Annotated in this window: 21 protein-coding genes; 9 read left to right on the top strand and 12 right to left on the bottom strand. The window is 68.2% G+C overall.

Going from position 1 to position 17,351, the window contains the following annotated elements:
- The first annotated feature begins 134 nt into the window (after positions 1-134).
- The 7 genes from ABGB14_RS47215 (at position 135) to ABGB14_RS47185 (ending at position 4,509) form a co-directional block, all read left to right on the top strand.
- Positions 135-509 (top strand): hypothetical protein, encoded by a 375-nt coding sequence (locus ABGB14_RS47215; RefSeq protein ID WP_347650434.1) that lies wholly within the window; start codon positions 135-137, stop codon positions 507-509.
- A 284-nt stretch (positions 510-793) separates the two neighbouring features.
- Positions 794-1,444, top strand: a complete 651-nt coding sequence (locus ABGB14_RS47210; RefSeq protein ID WP_347650433.1) for a hypothetical protein — start codon at positions 794-796, stop codon at positions 1,442-1,444.
- A gap of 17 nt (positions 1,445-1,461) precedes the next feature.
- Positions 1,462-2,211: a hypothetical protein gene (locus ABGB14_RS47205; RefSeq protein ID WP_347650432.1), complete on the top strand. Its 750-nt coding sequence runs from the start codon at positions 1,462-1,464 to the stop codon at positions 2,209-2,211.
- A 160-nt stretch (positions 2,212-2,371) separates the two neighbouring features.
- Positions 2,372-3,019, top strand: coding sequence for a transposase domain-containing protein (locus ABGB14_RS47200; RefSeq protein WP_347650431.1), 648 nt, complete (start codon positions 2,372-2,374; stop codon positions 3,017-3,019).
- Positions 3,016-3,375, top strand: coding sequence for a hypothetical protein (locus ABGB14_RS47195; protein WP_347650430.1), 360 nt, complete (start codon positions 3,016-3,018; stop codon positions 3,373-3,375). Before ABGB14_RS47200 ends, ABGB14_RS47195 begins: the two co-directional genes overlap by 4 nt.
- Positions 3,368-3,982, top strand: coding sequence for a hypothetical protein (locus ABGB14_RS47190; RefSeq protein WP_347650429.1), 615 nt, complete (start codon positions 3,368-3,370; stop codon positions 3,980-3,982). The genes ABGB14_RS47195 and ABGB14_RS47190 overlap by 8 nt, the downstream gene beginning before the upstream one ends.
- Complete coding sequence (locus ABGB14_RS47185; protein WP_347650428.1) at positions 3,952-4,509, top strand: integrase core domain-containing protein; 558 nt, start codon at positions 3,952-3,954, stop codon at positions 4,507-4,509. The genes ABGB14_RS47190 and ABGB14_RS47185 overlap by 31 nt, the downstream gene beginning before the upstream one ends.
- Positions 4,510-5,237: 728 nt before the next feature.
- Here ABGB14_RS47185 and ABGB14_RS47180 read toward each other — a convergent pair.
- Positions 5,238-7,997 (bottom strand): LysM peptidoglycan-binding domain-containing protein, encoded by a 2,760-nt coding sequence (locus ABGB14_RS47180; RefSeq protein WP_347650427.1) that lies wholly within the window; start codon positions 7,995-7,997, stop codon positions 5,238-5,240.
- 654 nt (positions 7,998-8,651) lie between these two features.
- Between ABGB14_RS47180 and ltrA the strand changes: the two genes are divergently transcribed.
- Positions 8,652-9,935, top strand: coding sequence for a group II intron reverse transcriptase/maturase (ltrA, locus tag ABGB14_RS47175; RefSeq protein ID WP_347650426.1), 1,284 nt, complete (start codon positions 8,652-8,654; stop codon positions 9,933-9,935).
- 140 nt (positions 9,936-10,075) lie between these two features.
- Here the strand turns inward: ltrA and ABGB14_RS47170 are convergent, their stop codons facing one another.
- The 9 genes from ABGB14_RS47170 to ABGB14_RS47130 are packed head-to-tail and all read right to left on the bottom strand — an operon-like array spanning position 10,076 to position 15,706.
- On the bottom strand, positions 10,076-10,495 hold the full coding sequence (locus tag ABGB14_RS47170) for a pilus assembly protein TadG-related protein (RefSeq protein ID WP_347650425.1): 420 nt from the start codon (positions 10,493-10,495) through the stop codon (positions 10,076-10,078).
- Entirely contained in the window at positions 10,492-10,917 is a 426-nt protein-coding gene (locus ABGB14_RS47165) for a TadE family protein (protein ID WP_347650424.1), read from the bottom strand. The genes ABGB14_RS47170 and ABGB14_RS47165 overlap by 4 nt, the downstream gene beginning before the upstream one ends.
- A complete protein-coding gene (locus ABGB14_RS47160; protein WP_347650423.1) occupies positions 10,914-11,288 on the bottom strand; it encodes a TadE family protein in 375 nt (124 codons plus the stop codon). Before ABGB14_RS47160 ends, ABGB14_RS47165 begins: the two co-directional genes overlap by 4 nt.
- The gene (locus ABGB14_RS47155; RefSeq protein ID WP_138198581.1) at positions 11,285-11,488 is read right to left on the bottom strand and encodes a hypothetical protein; all 204 of its coding nucleotides are present in this window, start codon (positions 11,486-11,488) and stop codon (positions 11,285-11,287) included. Before ABGB14_RS47155 ends, ABGB14_RS47160 begins: the two co-directional genes overlap by 4 nt.
- A 25-nt stretch (positions 11,489-11,513) precedes the next feature.
- Positions 11,514-12,380: a type II secretion system F family protein gene (locus ABGB14_RS47150; RefSeq protein WP_347650422.1), complete on the bottom strand. Its 867-nt coding sequence runs from the start codon at positions 12,378-12,380 to the stop codon at positions 11,514-11,516.
- Entirely contained in the window at positions 12,377-13,207 is an 831-nt protein-coding gene (locus ABGB14_RS47145; RefSeq protein ID WP_347650421.1) for a type II secretion system F family protein, read from the bottom strand. The genes ABGB14_RS47150 and ABGB14_RS47145 overlap by 4 nt, the downstream gene beginning before the upstream one ends.
- Entirely contained in the window at positions 13,204-14,499 is a 1,296-nt protein-coding gene (locus tag ABGB14_RS47140; RefSeq protein WP_347650420.1) for a CpaF/VirB11 family protein, read from the bottom strand. The genes ABGB14_RS47145 and ABGB14_RS47140 overlap by 4 nt, the downstream gene beginning before the upstream one ends.
- Positions 14,496-15,224 (bottom strand): hypothetical protein, encoded by a 729-nt coding sequence (locus ABGB14_RS47135; RefSeq protein ID WP_347650419.1) that lies wholly within the window; start codon positions 15,222-15,224, stop codon positions 14,496-14,498. Before ABGB14_RS47135 ends, ABGB14_RS47140 begins: the two co-directional genes overlap by 4 nt.
- An 8-nt stretch (positions 15,225-15,232) precedes the next feature.
- The gene (locus ABGB14_RS47130; protein WP_347650418.1) at positions 15,233-15,706 is read right to left on the bottom strand and encodes an SAF domain-containing protein; all 474 of its coding nucleotides are present in this window, start codon (positions 15,704-15,706) and stop codon (positions 15,233-15,235) included.
- Between ABGB14_RS47130 and ABGB14_RS47125 the strand changes: the two genes are divergently transcribed.
- A complete protein-coding gene (locus tag ABGB14_RS47125; protein WP_347650417.1) occupies positions 15,705-15,866 on the top strand; it encodes a hypothetical protein in 162 nt (53 codons plus the stop codon). The genes ABGB14_RS47130 and ABGB14_RS47125 overlap by 2 nt on opposite strands.
- Before the next feature lie 14 nt (positions 15,867-15,880).
- On the opposite strand, the gene ABGB14_RS47120 is transcribed toward ABGB14_RS47125, so the two are convergent.
- Positions 15,881-16,618, bottom strand: a complete 738-nt coding sequence (locus ABGB14_RS47120) for a hypothetical protein (protein ID WP_347650416.1) — start codon at positions 16,616-16,618, stop codon at positions 15,881-15,883.
- A gap of 65 nt (positions 16,619-16,683) precedes the next feature.
- Positions 16,684-17,256 carry a hypothetical protein gene (locus ABGB14_RS47115; RefSeq protein ID WP_347650415.1) on the bottom strand — a complete coding sequence of 191 codons (573 nt, stop codon included), beginning with the start codon at positions 17,254-17,256 and terminating at the stop codon, positions 16,684-16,686.
- Positions 17,257-17,351 lie beyond the last annotated feature (95 nt).

Below are 17,351 nucleotides of genomic sequence, written 5' to 3'. Positions count from 1 at the left end.
GACCTCACCGATGACCAGCTCCGGCGATTCCATCTGGGGAAAGTGGCCGACGCCGTCCAGGGCACGCAACTCATAACTGGCGGCGACGTTGTGTGAGGGCAGGTGACTTGCGGCGGCCGGTGAAGGCGGTATACATGTCAGAGAAGCAGTTCTCGCGCTGGGGAACGATTGTCGACCGAGCGTTCACAAGCGTGGTTTTCGTTATTGGCCTGCTCCCCACGCTGATGATGGTCGCGATGACGCCCTGGTATCGCGGTGAGACCGACTACTGCACGCCCCCCGACCACGCTGGCCCCTGCGACAGGATTCAGGAGATGAGTACCGGGGGCGCCACGCTCTTGGCAGTCGCGGCGTTCGCTCTATGGGGTGCTGGATTCGTGGCCCTGATATACGGCTGGAGGTTGACCCTGGACCAGCGGCTCGTGCGGGGCACCGTCATCGCCCTCGCCGCAGCGCTGGGCCCCGCCGCGGCCTACGGCGTAATCGCGTACGGCTACTCGCCCGTCTGACCTGCAAAGGTGCGATCCCTTTCCAATGGTCCAGACATCGTCAATCAGGTGATCTCAGTGACTTGAACTGGACGAAGATGTCGTCGGCTGTCGTGAACGGCATAAGCGGGGAGATAGCGCACCTCGCCTGAAACAGGCGTGGAGCCTCCGATAGAAGGCGAGGTGTCGAATCTTGCCGCTCTGAGATCACCTGTCTGCATCCCGTCCGCCACCGGGGAGGCGGCGACATTTGGATGGGTAGTCGGCCGTTGACAACCCTTTAGGTCTTAATATGGCATGTGTACATGCACGTCGGATTCAGGCAGCCGCTCATCTTTCCGATCGGCCACTACATGGGGGAGATCAGTGTGCCGGGGTCCGGCCAGGGCCGATCACACTTCATCCGGCGGGACAGCGACCTGGTCCAGCTGACTCGCCAACAGTTCCACGTGTGGATGTTGGCGCGGGGCAGGAAGGGCGAACTCGATCGGCGCAGGTGGACCCGCGGAGTGGCGGAGCGGGAGGCGAGCCGGCTCGGTGTCACCGACCCTGCGGCGATCGTGGACGGGTTGGTCACCACCGGCCTGATCGCCGAGATGGTTCCTGGTCGAAAGGCGGCCTATCGGTTCGCCCTCGCCTACCAGTTGCACCCGCTGATGCTCGGTCTCGGGAACTCGAGGTACGAACCGTGGCTGTTTGGCATCGGGTTCGGCGAGCAGCCGGTGCTGCGGGTCAGGCGCGATCTGTTCGGCCTCTGGGAATGGGCAAACGGCGATGACAACCTATGGCAGGCCTGCCAGGCCTACGCCGACGTCGAGGTCGCAGCAGGCGGAGCGGATCGCGACCACACCGACCCGCAGCGCGTGCTTACGCGCTTGGTCAGGTCGCTGCACTTGTTCACCGCGAACTCGGCCGCGTACCTCGATGTTGCGCGACGAGCTGAAAGCGCCTCCTGACGCTTACCCTTGTCGACATGACCGAACTGAGCCGGGACGAGGTGGCACTGATCTTCCCGGTAGGCCACGACATGGGTGCCGCGTATCGAGTACGCCCGAGTCCCCACGCGTACCTCGAGCGCGAGTACGAGCCCACGTTCCCAAGTTCCATCGATCCCATGGGCATGCCCCACCCTCGTCCCCTTCGCGTGGAGGTCGATCTAGGTGGTCACCGAATGCGGGTCGCTCATCGGTCGGTCAGGCTGTCTGGCGAGGAGGCCGCGATCTGGCGGCTGGCCCATGGCCCAGCGGCCGGCGCCAAGAGCCGGCCGTGGACTCGAAAGATGCTTGAGGAGCAGGCCCGGGCCGACGGTCATCGCAGCCCTGCCCGGCTGATCGATGGGCTTCTCGAGCGAGGCGCTCTCGCCAAGGCGTTCCCGGGAAGAGCGGATGCCGTTGCGTTCGCGCGCCGGCACCGACTGTGCCCTTTGATGGTCGGCTTCGGTAACACCGCGGAGCGGCCGTACAGTTTCGGTCTCGGCTATTCCGACCAGCCCGTGGTGCAGCTTCCGCACGACCTGTACCGACTGTGGCAGTGGTGCCGGCTCTCCGACCTCTGGGCCACATGCGAGCTGCTGGCGGGTACTGCCGCCGCCAACGCCCCAGCGGAGCGGGAATCGTCCCACTCGACCAACCCCGAACGTGTGTTGACTCGGGTGCTGGGCGCCTTGCACTTCCTGCTCTCGCACCACGTCGTGTACCTGGATGAGCTCGTCAGCGACCGCTAGTACGACAGCGACAGGGGCCTTCCCCCAAGGCCAGGTAGTTAAGGGGATTCGGCTCTTGTCAAACGGCTGAGACGGGCAACGGGACTCCTGTAGATCGGATGTCGGCGAAGATCATCTGAAGAGTGGAGTCCCGTTGCGGGATCAGTCTGTCATTTCCCGCGTGGTGCGGGTGGCGGCGGGGGTGTTCGGGCCCGGGCATCTGGGAGAGCTCACGCAGGTCGTACCGTTCGAGCTGGTGGATGCGGTGCTCGAGGAAACAGGGCGGGTGCGCGTGCAGCACCGCCTCCGGAAGCTTCCCTTGAGGGTCGGGGTCTATTTTCTGCTCGCGATGTGCCTGTTCCCGGAGGTCGGCTATCAGTTGGTCTGGGCCAAGATGACCGCGTCCCTGGCCGGGCGGCCCGCTGTCAGACCGACCGCGAAGGCACTGCGTGACCTGCGCCGCCGGGTGGGGGATGCGCCGATGCGGGCATTGTTCGAGGTGGTGTCCGGGCCGCTGGCGTGGCCGGTGACGCCCGGGGTGCGGTTCGGTCGCTACCGGACGGTCTCCTTCGACGGGTGCAGCTCGCTGAAGGTCCCCGATACCGACCAGAATCGTGTCTGGCTCGACCGGCTGGCGCATGGCGGCTATCCCCAGCTGGAGCTGATGACCCTGGTGGAGACCGGCACCCGGGCACTGGTCGGCGCGGTGTTCGGCCCCACCGCTGTGGGTGAGACCGAGTACGCGCAGCGGCTGCTGCACCTTTTGACCCCGGACATGCTGGTGCTGTGGGACAAGGGTTTCGACGGCAATGACTTCTGGCCCCGGTGACCGGCACCGGCGCCCAGGTGGTGGGCCGGCTGCGGAGCAACCGTCGCGTCCCGGTCCTATCGCGTCTGGCCGATGGCTCCTACCTGTCGGCGATCGGATCGGTCAGAGTGCGGATCGTGGATGCGAACATCACCGTCACCTGCGCGGACGGCACGGTCTTCGACGCGTCCTACCGGCTGGTCACGACGCTGACCGATGCCCGCCGTCATCCAGCCGCCACGCTGGTGGCGTTGTATCACCAACGGTGGGAACACGAGTCGCCCTACTACGCGCTCCGGTGCACGATCCTGCGCGGCCGTGTGCTGCGCTCGGGCGATCCTGCCTGTTGGGTTCCAAAACGGGGCATAGGTGTCTGACCTGCCGGTATGTCAGCCGTGGTGGTTGCTGTGCTGGCAGGATCGGGTGCTTGTGACGGTACGGATGCTGTATGTGACGTTCGTCCGCTTGACCGGGTGGATGGCGCTGCTGGCGCGGTCGGCGGCGTCCAAGGACGCCGAGCTGCTGGTGCTGCGCCAGGAGGTCGCGGTGTTGCGGCGCCAGAATCCCCGGCCCAGGCTGGACTGGGCGGATCGGGCGGTGATCGCCGCCTTGGCGCGGCTGCTGCCCAGACCGGCGAGGATGAGTCGGCTGGTGACCCCGGAGACGCTGTTGCGCTGGCATTGTCGGCTGGTCCGCTGGCGGTGGACCTATCCTCATCGCGGTGGCCGACCGACGGTCGATGCGCGGCTCGTGGTGCTGATCGAGCGGATGGCGCGGGAGAATCCGGGCTGGGGTTACCGGCGGATTCAGGGTGAGTTGCTAGGTCTGGGCATCCGGGTTGGGGCGTCCACGGTGCGGCGGGTGCTGAAAAGGTTGCGGATCCCGCCTGCGCCGCAACGCAACCGGTCCACGTGGCGGCAGTTCCTGAGCATGCAGGCCTCGACCATGCTGGCGTGCGAATCTTCCACGTCGACTGCGCGGTGACCTTGCGCAGGGTCTATGTGTTCTTCGTGATGGAGGTGAACACCCGCCACGTCCATGTCCTGGGCGTGACCGCGCACCCGGATGGAGCCTGGACGGTACAGCAGGCACGGAATCTGCTGATGGATTTGGGCGATCGGGCTGCCGAGTTCGGTTTCCTGGTGCGCGACCGGGCGGGGCAGTTCACCGTGGCGTTCGACGCAGTGCTTGCCGCTGCCGGGATCACGGTGGTGAAGATCCCGCCGCGGAGCCCGAGGGCGAACGCCTATGCCGAACGCTGGATCCGCACCGTGCGGGCCGAAGTCACCGACCGAATGCTGATCGCCGGGTCCCGCCACCTGCACGCAGTCCTGGAGGAGTACGTCGCGCACTACAACCAGCATCGTCCGCACCGAGCCCGGAATCTGCGGCCACCAGACTGCGACGACAGCCCTTTCGCAACGGCCGCAATGACCGACATGACGGCGGCGAGGATACGACGGCGGAGGGTTTTGGGCGGACTGATCAGCGAGTACCGGCAGTCAGCATGACCGCTGCCAGCCGACTGTGACACCGCAGGTCACACACCGCGACAGGGTTAGGGAACCCCACAGGCAAGGACAAGGAAGTCCTCACCTGCTTTTATCGCAGAGACTCCACAGCGGGAAAGCGCCTCGCCTACGCCGGGTCGGAGGGTGGAGGTTGGAACAGGGCACTCTTTCATTCTGCCGGTACGCTGGAAGACCTTCGTCTACGGAGGCGCCTCAGGAGGAACTATGTGTGTGACCCCGAGGAGCCAGGAAAATTGCTACCGGTCGGTCACGATATACCCTTGGTTCGAGATCGGCGATCTGAATCTTGATGACGGTCGAGAACGTTTCTCCTGCGACGACGGCGAATCGGCAGACGGGTCTCTCGCGGAGCGGGAACTGCGCAAGATGGGAAACGTTGAAGCTCAGTACAGGAAGTTTCTGCTGCGTTGCAATGGACAAGTATCGTACACGGCCTACAGTTGGTGGGCCCTCGACAAGAAACTTCTGATCGAAGCAGTGGACATCCCTGCGACGTATCTCAAAGATGTCGACTTGATTGTCTCTACGTTTAGGTTCCAGTGAAGCGCGTATATTCCTCCCCTGCCATCAAGGCCAGGGCTCACCACCCCTAAAGTCATCGCAACAGTGGCAATTGCACGGTGGATGTGCGGGAGGGGGACGTGTCGCTGGCTATTGGGTGTCGCTGCTGTCGCGCGCCCCCGGCGTTGGAGCGGCTGACCAGGTCCTTACGCGCGTGGTGTGTGTAGCCGTTGTAGGACGGCCTGGGTCTTGGGGGAGGGGTCGACGCCGAGGGTGTTAAGGCGGGCGTCGAGGTGGCGGGCGCGTTGGCGGGCTTCGTCGGTGCGGCCGAGATCGATGAGGAGGCGGATGGCGGAGCGGGTGGCGCTCTCCATGTCGGGGTCGAGGGCGCAGGCTTGGTCGTAGATCTCCAGGGCTCGTTCGTTGTGGCCTGCGCGTTCGTGGAGGGTGCCGAGCTGGAGGAAGGCTTTGACGCTGGCGATGGTGAGTGGCCAGCGGTGGTCCTGGTCGAGCCAGTCGTATCGCAGGCCCTGGCCGAGTTGTCCGTGGCATAGGGCTGCGGCGGTTTCGAGAGCCACGAGTTTCGCGTGCTCGCTGTTGGCGGTGCGGGCGTCGGCGAGTGCCTGGTGGAAGGTCCACAGGTCGATGTGGATGTGCTGGGGTCCGATGCGGTAGGTCTTGCCGCTGCGTTCGATGAAGTGAGCCTTCTTGTCGTCCGGAGGGCAGGCGTCGCGCAGGGCGGTGCGCAGGTCCTTGAGGGCGGCGTGGAAGCGGTAGCCGGCCAGGGTTTCCTCGAGGTCGGGCCAGAGGTGGTCGCAGATCTGTTCGCGGCCCAGTCCTTTGGGGTGGAGGGCGAGGAGGACGAGAAGTTCGAGTGCCTTGGTTCGTCGGGACAGGTCCACGGGGGTGCCGTGTACGTGGATGGCGGGTTCGCCGAGGAGCGTGAATCGTACCGGCTGCGGTGTGGTGGCCGGCTCGGGGACGGGGAGGTCGGCGGGGTGTTCGGAGTGTTCGACGGGCATGCCGTTGCCGGTGGCGAGCGTGTGAAGCAGCGAGGTTGCCGCCTCTGGCGGTAGGTGGAAGAGCGTGGAGCCGCGGAGATCTGCGGCCATGGGACCGATTGCTTCGGTGACGCGGTGGTTCTGGTTGAGCTCGCAGGTGGTTCCTGATGGGGCGTGGCCGGTCAGTACGGCGCCGACTCCGAGGCTGGACGCCATGGTCAGAAGGTTGTCGAGGTACGGGTGGCCGTCGGGGCAGGACGCGGCCAGTAGCAGCGCGGGCAGGGGTTCGCCAGGTTCGGTTTGGCGGAGCTGGTGGATGTCGTCGGCCTCGTAGTCCTGGAGGAGGCCGCGGCGGCCGACGAGTTGTTCTTCGAGGTGGGTGAGGGCTTCGTCGAGGGTGGCGGTCAGCTGGAGTTCAGGCAGGTGGGCGGCCAGGGTGGTGATGGTGTCGCCGAACCAGCGTTCGGCGTCCTGGGCGGGGATGAGGACGCTGGCGCGGTAGGCGTCGGCCTGGGTGAGCAGGTCGAGGACGATGGCTCGGACGCAGTCGTAGGCTCCTGGGCCGGTGAGGGCCAGGTTCAGCCCTGACAGGGGCAGGTGTACGGGCTTGTCGTCGCGGGTTCCGGCTTTGAGCGTGACGGGTGGGTCTATCTCGAAGGCTGAGCTGACCAGGTCAAGATCGGCTGGTGGTGCCAATTCTGGTCGGGTGCTTCGGTACGCCTGTTCCAGCGCCCGTACGGCTGAAGGCTGGGGTTCGGGGGCGGGGACGCTGATGGGCTCGTCGATGGCAGGAGTGGTCAGGCGGCGTCTGCGGTGGAGCCGGGTGGCGGCGAGTGCGACGGCGATGCCGGCGGCGAAGGAGAGCGCCATCATCCCGCCCTGGGGAGGGATGACCACCTCGGAAGAGGCTGCTTCCGCGTTGGGCATGGCGGGTGCGGCCAGAGGGCGTGGCGAGAAGGCCTCGGTGGTAGGCGCGGTTTCGCCGCGGGTGGGCTGGCGGGGCTCCGGCTCGGTGATGAGACGCGACGAGGAGGCCCAGAAGTGCGGCGGCTCGTTCGTGGGGGCATGGTGATGTGGTTTGGTGGCGGGCCGGGGGAGGGTACGGCGCAGGACCGGCTTCGCTCTTCGGGCGTCGGCCCCCTGCTTGGGTAGGACGAGACGCCATCCTGGTTCCAGTACGTCGGGGTCGGTCAGCCGCAGCCCTCCAGGCTGTGGGCGTCCCTTGTTGAGCTTGAAGATCTTCTTGTAGCGGCTGCCTTTGCCGAGATGCTGCTTGGAGATGTCCCACAGCGTCTCGCCGGAAGCGACGGTATGCGTCCGTGCGCGCTCGGGCCTTCTGGCGTCGGCGGGCAGGCGCAGGGTGCTGCCAGGTTCGAGCCACTCACCGCGGGTGAAGGGGCGGCCGTCGTCCATGGTGCGGCCCTGGTTCAGGGCGATGATGTCGCGGTAGCGCATCGGGTCGCCGAGCTGCTTGTCGGCGATGGTCCACAGGGTGTCCCGCTGCTGCACGACGTAGGTGACGTAGGGCTTCTCGGCGACGCTGCCGGCCGGTTCAGCGGTTGCCGCGTGTTCGGGCAGTTCCGTGGAGGTGGCGGCGACCGCGGCTGGGATCAGGGCGCGGGGCGCGGCGATGGGGGCGGTCGCGGCGACGGTGATGGTGGTGATCAGGTACGCGGCCAGTCGTTGGAACGGCAGGCGTACGTGGTTGCGCCGGGCACGGACCGTGCCCACCAGCTCCACCGTCACCGCGAGGGCGAACAGCGCCCAGCAGGTCCACACGGTGGCCAGCAGCAGGGTCTTGATGACGACGGGCTCGCCTGGCGTGGCCAGGTCATCGAGCGTGGGCAGGTCGACAGGCCAGAAGAAGATCAGCAGGATGGCGGGGATCCCGGCCAGCAGGGCGATGAGTGCCGTGCCGGCGGCGGTTCTGGCGAGTAGTGGATGACGCAGCCCGTACATCGTCATGGTTGTCCTTGTGTGCGTCCAGTAGTGATTGGTGGTTGATCGAATGAGTGGTTGACGATCGGTTGCGGAAGCTCGTCGTCGCTTGCCGGTGGAAGTCCGGTCCGGGTAGTCGTCAGGGAGCCCGGTAGCAGGCTGGCGGTCTCGTCTGGAAACGGGCGGGGTCGAAGCCCAGCGTCGAGCACCCCGGTTCGGGGGTGTGCAACTGTGCGGTCCGTAACGTGAAGTGAAGCCTGCCGCGTCGTTAAGTCACCTGCCTGTGAGGGTGGGACGTGGGGATGCCGAGCCCGGGCAAGGAGGGCGAAGGCCATGGAAGCGGTGAAGATCCTGAAGGTGCAGCCGTGATGGATCCCCCGGCGTAAGGGGCTCGGAACGTGCAGATAGTGACGGCGGGAACTGGAGAGACCCTCCCCGGCCCGATGACCTGCGGAGAGTGTCATCGGAGTGTGGCGACCTATAACCGATGAACTCGGGAAATGGAAGCCGGCCGGAAGGGAGTCGGAGGGGGCCGTAGTACCGCTTGAGCCGACCGGACAACATAACCGGCGGTGAGGGAAAGGCCCCTGCTTCGTCGATGCGTGATGAGGTAGTTGGAGGTGCTTGGTGAGTGCCGGGAGATCGGCTAGTCCCGCCAGCCCGGGAGTTCCCCGGGACAAGGTGCGTGCCCTGCAGCACACGCTCTACCGGACGGCCAAGGCCGATCCCGGACGACGGTTCCACGCGCTCATGGACAAGGTCTGTCGCAGGGACGTCCTGTGGCGCGGATGGGTCGCGGTGCGCGCCAACAACGGCGGCGTCCAGCGCCTGCTCGATGAGCTGGCCACCGAATTGCGAGGGCAGCGGTATCGTCCTGCACCTGCGCGTGGGGTGATGATCCCCAAGCCGGGCATGAAGAACGAGTACCGGCCGCTGGCGATCTCGACGGTTCGGGACCGGATTGTGCAGGCCGCGTTGAAGATCGTGCTGGAGCCGGTCTTCGAGGCGGACTTTCTGCCGTGCAGTTTCGGGTTCCGCCCGAAGCGCAGTACGCATGATGCTCTCCAAGTCGTCATCGATGAGGCTTGGAGGGGCCGCCGGTGGGTGGTCGAGGCGGACATCGCCAACTGTTTCTCGGCGATTCCGCACGAGAAGTTGATGCGAGCGATCGAGGAACGGGTGGTGGACCAGAGCGTCTTGAAGCTCCTGCGGCAGGTTCTGCGGGCAGGGGTGATGCAGGACGGGCAGGTCCGCCGGGAGGTGACCGGGGCCGCTCAGGGCGGTCCGATTTCGCCGTTGCTCTGCAATGTCTACCTGCACCGGATCGATCGGGTGTGGGACGTGCGCGAGCATGGTGTGATCGTCCGGTTCGCCGATGATCTGGTGGTGATGTGCAGGTCCCGGCAGCAGGCCGAAGACGCCCTCGCGCGGCTTCGGGAGTTGCTGGCCGACCTCGGCTTGGAGCTGAAGGAGGCCAAGACCCGCATCGTCGGCTTGTGGGAGGGGGAGGAAGGTTTCGATTTCCTCGGCTTCCATCACAAGATGGTGCGGGCGAAGGGGCTGCGCGGTGCCAAACGGGTCTATTTCCTCGCACGCTGGCCTAGCGACAGAGCGATGCAGCGGGCGCGAGATCGGATTCGGGAACTTACCGCCCGGTCCCGGCTGTTGCTGAGCGTTGAAGCGGTGGTGCGGGATCTGAACGAGTTCTTGCGCGGCTGGCTCATGTACTTCAAGTACGGCCACTCCAGCCTCCGTTTCGACAAGATCAGGGACTACGTGACCGACCGGCTGGCGATCTTCATCGGCAAGCGACATAAACGCGGCAGGCACTTCGGCCTGAGCGTGATCGCCTACCGATCGCCCGACCGGTGCGGCCTGATCAACATGTCTGGAATCGTCGTGGCGCCCAGAGCCAACAAGCCCTGGCGGGACAGACCGCATGCCTTCGGTGAACGGCGTCGGTGAGCTGGGTGCGGGAGAACCGCACGCCCAGTTCGAGGTGGCGGGAGCAGGAGAAGGAGTGACCTGGCCACGGTCACCAGGGACAGCACAGCCGTCCGGGAAACCGGCGGAAGAAAGGCCCTGGGCCCTACCGTCAGACATCATCACCTCGCCTGCTCCCGACCCGACTCGATGCCGTGGAACATCCGCGCGGCGGCGGAGGCTGTGGCGGTAACGGTGTCGATGCCGATCAGGGAGAGCAGAAAGGTGGGCCGGGACACGGTGACGGTGACCCGGACCTGGTTGCCGGTCGTGGAGACGGCGCCGGTGTGGCCGGCTGCGGACAGGTAGGCGCGAGCCGCGGCGGAAGCTCGGGCGGGGTCGGTCTCGAACTGGCCGCTGGCGTAGGCGCGTGCGGTGTCCAGCTGTACGGCTCCGGTGCGGGCGGCTTCCTCGGAGGCGGCGTACGCCTCCCGGTAGGCGCGGATCTTGGCGCCGCCGTCCACCATGAGGCCCGCGCACAGCAGCAGGGCGAACGCGATCACCGCGGTGAACACCGTGACCGAACCTCGCTCGCCGTTCACGACTGGATTCCGCGGGCTCGGTAGGGGTCGATCGGGCTGGTGAAGCTGCTGGTGAGGTTCTTGGTGCCGGGGATTCCCGGTACGGTGAGGTCGGCCAGCTGCACCTCGCAGGAGACCTGGGCGACCACGGTCGCGGGCCTGCCGAGCGGGGCGGACAGGCCGGTGGTGTTCACGGTCACCGACGGCGTGCAGGCCAGCCCTTCGCGGGCGAGCGCCGCCCGGGCGCTGCTCAAGGCGGCTGATCGGGCGGTGGCCGGGTCGCGGGCGATGGAGGCCTGGCGGGCGGCGTCCCGGGCGGCGGCTTCGATGGCGCTGTGGGCGAAGGAGACGCGGCCGAGCCCGATGACCATCACCAGCAGCGCGATCAGTGCCGGTGCGATGATCGCCATCTCCAGGGCGATGGACCCGCGCTCGTGGGTCATCCGGTGGTCCATTTCTCGATGGGGGCGCGGGCGACCTGTGTCACGGGGAGCGTGAGCAGGGGGACCAGGCTGATGGCCTGGCCGCTGACCGACACTTCGAGGGTGTCGGTGTCGCGGGTGATGGCGACGTCGGGGTGGGTGAGGAAGGAGCCGCCGGCCTGGCGGATGAAGCGTTCGGCGCTCGCCTGGCCTGCCGACAGGGTGGAGCCGTGGGCGCGGCCGGCGCGTAGTCCTTCCTGGGCGGCGGCCATGGCGAGGGTTCTGGCGTGGAACCACAGCGCGGTGTTCATGGTGAGCATGACGAGCAGGAGCACCGCCGGATAGACCAGGGCGGCCTCCAGCGTCGCCGATCCGCGCTCGCGTTCACTCATTTGATCTTGGCGAGCTGTTCGTTGACGACAGAGGTGATCTTCGTGCCGACGGTGATGGCCAGCAGGAAGACCACGGCCGCGATGATCACCCATTCCACGGTCGACGCGCCGCGCTCGGGGTCCAGGCCGCGTCGTACGGCACAGCGGTTGATCAGCAGCTCCAGCCGTACGGCGATCGCGAGCGCGCGGTTACGGATCATCGGTCGGATACCTCCTGGAGAGCGGTCAGCCGCCGGTCATCCGCGCGAAGGCGGGATAGCCGAGCAGCAGCAGGAACCCGAGGACCGACAGGGCCATCGGGACGGTCATGGTCTCGGTACGGGATCGGGCCTTGGAAACCTCGGCCGACAGGTCTGCCTCTCGCAGGGACTGGGCCTTGGCCATCAGGGTGTCGAGGATGCTCGCTCCTCGGGTGCCGGCGAGCTGGGCGATGGCGGCCATGTCCGCCAGCTCCGGGACGTCGACCTCCTTGGACAGCCGGGTGAGTTCGTCCCACGCGCTGCCGGTGCCTCTCCGTCCAGGGTCGAGAGCCTGGGCCAGCCGCTGGAAGGTCCACCCGTGGCCGACCTTCGCCGCGGACTCCAGCGCCTCGGCCGGTCCTGCCCCTGCGGCGCGGGCGAGCGCGACCAGGTCGAGGTAGGCGACGATGGCCTGCCGGAACGCCGCGCGTGCCTCGGCGGCCTGGCCGCGGATGGCGGCGTCAGGGGCGAAGAACACGGCGACGCCGAACGCCAGGCACGCCGCCCAGGAGACGGGCCAGGGCAGGACGACCTCGAGCAGCGCGCACCACGCCCAGAACACGAACGGACCGGCCGCCCCCAAGGCGATCATCAACGCCTTCTGGGCGAGGTAGTCGTGGGGCATCTTGCCGAGCAGAACCAGATCCGCGTGCGGAACCCGCGCGCCGATCATCGTCCCGGACAGTCTCGTGACCAGCCGTGATTTCCAGTCCTGGGCGGGTTCGGCCCGTGCGCCCGGCCGCAGGCGTTCCATCGCGGGGGCGAGCGCCGGAGGGGCCGGGAAAGCGGCGGACAGGGCGAGAGCGGCTCCGAGGCCGCCGACCGCGCCGCAGGCCAGCACAATCTCGATCATGTACGCTCCCCTGTGAGGAAACGGTGCCCCTTCGGCGCTCTGGCCAGGCGGTGCAGCCAGGTGAACGCGCCCGCGTACAGACCGATCACGATCGCGAGCACCAGCTGCCCGCCGACCGTGCTGAACGGTGCCACGTAGGTGGTGTTGAGCAGGGCGAAGGTCGTGTAGCCGAGGAGCGCGCCGACGACCCAGCGGGCGGTGACGCGGTGGGTGGCGCGTTCGGCGTTGATCTCCCGGCGGGCGGCGACGTCCTTGGCGACGGTACGGGCCAGGCGTTGCAACACCTCGCGCAGCCCTTGCCCGCGAGCCCGGCAGGCCAGGATCAGCGCGGCGGCGATCATGTCGCCGGTCGGGTCGGCCAGATCGTCGGCGAACGCCCTCAGCGCCTGCTCGGTAGGGGTGCGGTAGGTGAGCCGCCGGGCCAGGGCCCGTACCTCGGCGGCGATCGGCGCGGGTGGGTGGTCGGCGCTGGAACGCAGCGCTTCTTCGATGCCCGCGCTGCCGCCGAGTACGTCGGCCAGGTGGCGGATCCAGGCCTCCAGCGCTTCGAGCCGTTCGATCCGCTGGACGGTGTCGCGGCTGGTCAGCATGCGCGGCAGGGCCACCGCGCCGGCCGCGGCCCCGGCGGCGGCGACCGGCCAGCCGGTCAGCCACCACGTCAGGCAGAACGCGCCCAACCCGTACACCGACGGCATGAGCGCGGAGTGGGGGATCCGGCGTCGCGGCGGGCGCGGCGGACGTACCGGAACTCGGAGGAACCCGGCGGCGGCCAGCAGCGGCCCGGCGACCAGCGCCGCTCCGGCGAGCGCGGCCAGCCAGCCGGTCACGCCCACCCTCCCGCGAACAGGCTGGCGTCGAACCCGGCCGCGACCAGCTCGTCCATGCACTGCGGGATGGTGTTGGGCACCGCCCGTCCGTCCCGGCCGGGGACGTAGACGCGGTTGACCGCCGGCTCCAGCCCGTCGGCCGGTGGCAGGACCTCGTGGATCTCGGCGACGTAGCGGCGGTTCACCAGGCCCCCGGGGTCGTGGCGGAGCTCGTGCCGCAGGTGGACGACGAAGTCCACGGCCATGCCGATGGTACGGAACAGCGTCTCCGGCGCGATCGACAGGCCGCCCGAGCCGGCGAGGATCAGCATCCGCGAGAACACCTGGTCGGCGGAGTCGGCGTGCATGGTGCAGATGGAGCCGGCGCCGCCGGTGTTCATCGCCTCCAGCATCGGGACCAGCTCGTCCCCGCGGACCTCGCCGACGATGATGCGGCGGGCGTTGAAGCGCAGGGCGTCCTCGATCAGCTGGTGCAGGGTGATCGCGCCGAAGCCCTCGGTGTTGCCCTCGCGGGCCTCCAGCGCGAGCACGTCGCGGTGCCGGTCGGGCTGGGCGTGGAGGAAGAGCTCGTACTCCTTCTCGACGGTCGCGATCCGCTCGTCCGGGTCGATCTCGGCCGCCAGGGCGCGGGCGAAGGTGGTCTTGCCGTCGCCCATCCCGCCGGTGATCACGATGTCCTTGTGGGCGCGTACGGCGGCGGCCAGGAAGGCCCGGCAGCCCTTGTCCAGGGTGTCGGACGCCATGAGGTCGTCCAGGTCGGCGTGGAGCATGCCGTGCCTGCGGATCGACAGGCACGGGCGCGGCGTGACGCCCATGATCGCGGCGATCCGGGTTCGCCCGACCGACAGGTGCAGGCGCGGACGCGCGATGGAGAAGTCCCGAGCGGTCTGGCCCTGGTAGGCGGCCCAGCGGCGGACATTGCCCACGAGTTCTTCGTCGCTGTCGGCGATGGCCGGGCCGAGTACCTTGCGGCCGTCGGAGTAGGTGATCCACACCTGGTCGCAGCCGTTGACGTCGATGTTCTCCACGTCGGGGTCGTCGACGAACGGTTGCAGCCGTCCCAATGCGAAGATCTCGTTGTGTACGGCCTCGGCCAGCAGCCGCTCCTCCGACAGGGTGGGCGCGCTCCTGCCGGCGAGGGTCCTGCCATCGGTGTACTCGCGGACCAGGTCGATGATGACCGCCCGCGCGTACTCCCGGACGGCCTCGTCACCGGTGACCGTTGCGTTGTCGAGCGCCTCGGTCACCTGCGGCACGAGCTCCCGTACGGCTCGTTGCACGTCGAAGCTCACGATGCCGGCACCTGCTCGCCCAGCTTGGTTCCCAGCGACCGCGCTGCCCGCAGAAGCAGGGATCGCGACAGGTGACGCTCGCTGCCCGTGCCGTGCGTCAGGACCGCCGCCGCCTTCGGATCACGCGGAAGGTGGCCCACGACGTCGATGTCCAGCGTCTTGGCCACCTCCCTGCGCCCGTAGGGTCCGTCGCCGGTCAGCAGGACGCGCGGGCTGGGCCGGTGGCCCCGCGCTGCCGTGATCGTGGCGAGGCGGGGAGCGAGCGCGGACAGGTCCCGCAGCGTCGGCCGGGCGACGACGAGGACATGATCCGCGGCGGCCAGCAGGGGAACAGGTGTCTCCGCCCCGCCGATGCGCCCGAGGTCGACGATCACATCCCCGGACATGGTGGCGAAGGTCTCGGCGATGTCCCGCCACAGCGGCTGGACCGCCGACACCTGGGAAGGGCTCGCCAGACCCGGCAGGATCCGGCGGCTGTCCGGACCGTTGAGCTGCAGCACCTGTTCGGCCAGCGTGGCCGTCGCGTCGGCGCCGCGCCGCAACTGCACCGCCCACTCGCCCAGCCCGCGATCCTGCAGCTGGCCGACCAGGAACCCCGACAGGACGCTCCCACCCGCCGGGTCGCACTCGGCGAACAGCACGGTACGCGGCCAGGCGAGGGTCAGCGCCAGCCCGGCCGTCGTCACGCCGGGGCTGTGCCCGCCAGAACACAGGACGATCAGCATAAGCGCGCTCACCCGGCCCGCGACTGCAGCACGATCGCGACGGTGCCCTCGGCCGCGTGGCGGGCCAGCGCCGTACCGGCTGCGGCCGGGACGATCAGATCGACCACGATCAGCCCGTCGGCGTCCGGCTGGCCCACCCGATCCACCCTGGCCTGATGGTCCTGCGCCAGCCCACGGCCTGCCTCGCCCGAGGACACCGCAGTGGCCACGACGCGGTCACCGGGCTGGATTCCTCGGGCCGGCAGTCTGCTGGGCTTCAGCGCCACCGGCACCACGACCTCACCCGGCCCCGGCACCAAGGTCTCGGTCACGTGGGCGGGGGAGAGCAGGCTGCCCGCCTTCAGGTTCACCGCGGCGCGCTTTCCGATCAGGGTGCTCTTCCCTGTCGCGTCGACGGACTGGACCGCCGCGTCCACGCCGAGCGCGACCGTGCGCAGGTCCTGCGCTTGGATCTGCTGGCCGACCGGCACATCACGTGCCATGACCAGCACTGGCACCCGCTGGCTGGCGACGCCGTACACCTGCCAGGCCCCCAACGCCCCCAGCGCGGTCAAGGCGACGCCGACCACGAGCATCATCGGGCTGCGCCGGGTCGGCAACGGACGCAGCTGGCCCGTCTCCCTGGGCGGCGAGAGCCGCTGAAGCAGCATCAACCTCTATCCCTTCGTGACCAGCGCCTGCGCCTCGACGATGCGTACCGGGAACGTGACCGACCTGGTGATCGCCGGCAGCGCGCCACCCGCACCGCCGGAACCGCGCCACGTGCCACCCCAGGTGACCGACACGGTCACGCGGCGTGCGTTCGCCGGACGCTGGAAGCGGTACGAGCAGGTGGAGCTCTGGCGCGCCGCGGGCCGGCTGGGGTCGTAGGCGGTTCCCGGGCCGTTGCAGGTGATGGTGTGGCCCTCGCCCGTGTCGATGGTCATCCGCTGCGGCCTCGCCGTGGCTTCGGCCCAGACTCCGCCGGTACGTAGCCGCTTGGTCTTGGCCGTCCACTGTCCCTTGGCCAGGTAGAACCAGTGCGGGAGTCCCACCAGCCCGTCCCGTCCGCGTGGCGGAGCCGTGAGCACCTGCGGCGGCGCGATCGGGATGCGCTTGTACGCCCGATGGGCGAGCTGCTCGGCGATGACGGCAGGGGCACGCTTGTTCGCGATCCAGACAATCTTCCGGGACCCGTTGGAGCATTTGACCTCGTACCAGGCACCCTTCTTCACCGGCTCGGTGCTGAGGGGCCTGTCGGGGTCGGCGTACTCGCGGCCCACCTTCTGGAGACCGTGCGCGTACCACCATCGCTGGTAGGAGCAGGCGACCTTCGGCTTGCCGGCGCGAGCGGCAGGTGCTTTGCGGGGCTTGTCCTGAGCCCAGATGGTGTAGTTGAAAGGCTGCGTTGCCACGCCGACACCATCTCCGTCGTCGTGCGTGACAGGCAGGCCCATGAGTTCGCCGACGACGACAAGGGTCATGAGGTTGGAGAACATGGCTCGGTCAGCTGCGTCATCTTCGCGACCCGCCACACGCCGTCCGCCTCCTTGGTGAGGGCGGCGACCATGTAGGTGTGGGGCATGCCATGGGTGAGGCGCTTCCCCGTTCGGTCGTCCGCTTGGCCGGCTTTCCGAGCGTCCTGGCAGTCGCGCAGCAGAGCCCCGTCATCTCGGATGTCGACTTCGAAGATATGGAAGTCGGGCTGCCCCCAGGTGACCCGGCCCTCGGCGCGCAGTGCGGCGATGCCCTTCAACATCGTGCCGAGAAGGGGCTGGGTCGCGACTGGCTTGAGAATAGCCCTGCGCGCCTCGGGCTGGGCGCGTTCGGCAAGCGGTCCAGCTCGGTACACCTCGCGGTACACGGCCATGACGGCTTCCTTGTCCGTGGTGGGGCTGGGAGTCGGCGTGGTTGGAGCAGCCGAGTGCTTGGCTGCAAGGGTCGGGCCCGGGTGCTGCTCGCCGGACTGGCAGCCGGCGACGCCGCCTACTGCGGTGACGATCAGCGCCGCCACCGGCATGACTTGCCGTGATCTTGAGATACCGACCCGCACCTACCAGAATCCTCACTTAGAGAAGCCGATCCACTACCTATGGTTGCCGGATCAGGGTAGCCGCCGTCCTCCGGCCGCTGACGGCCCAGTCAGCT

This window comes from Nonomuraea sp. B10E15 (assembly GCF_039871615.1).
Lineage (GTDB): Bacteria > Actinomycetota > Actinomycetes > Streptosporangiales > Streptosporangiaceae > Nonomuraea.
This window is presented reverse-complemented; position numbering and strand designations above follow the sequence as displayed.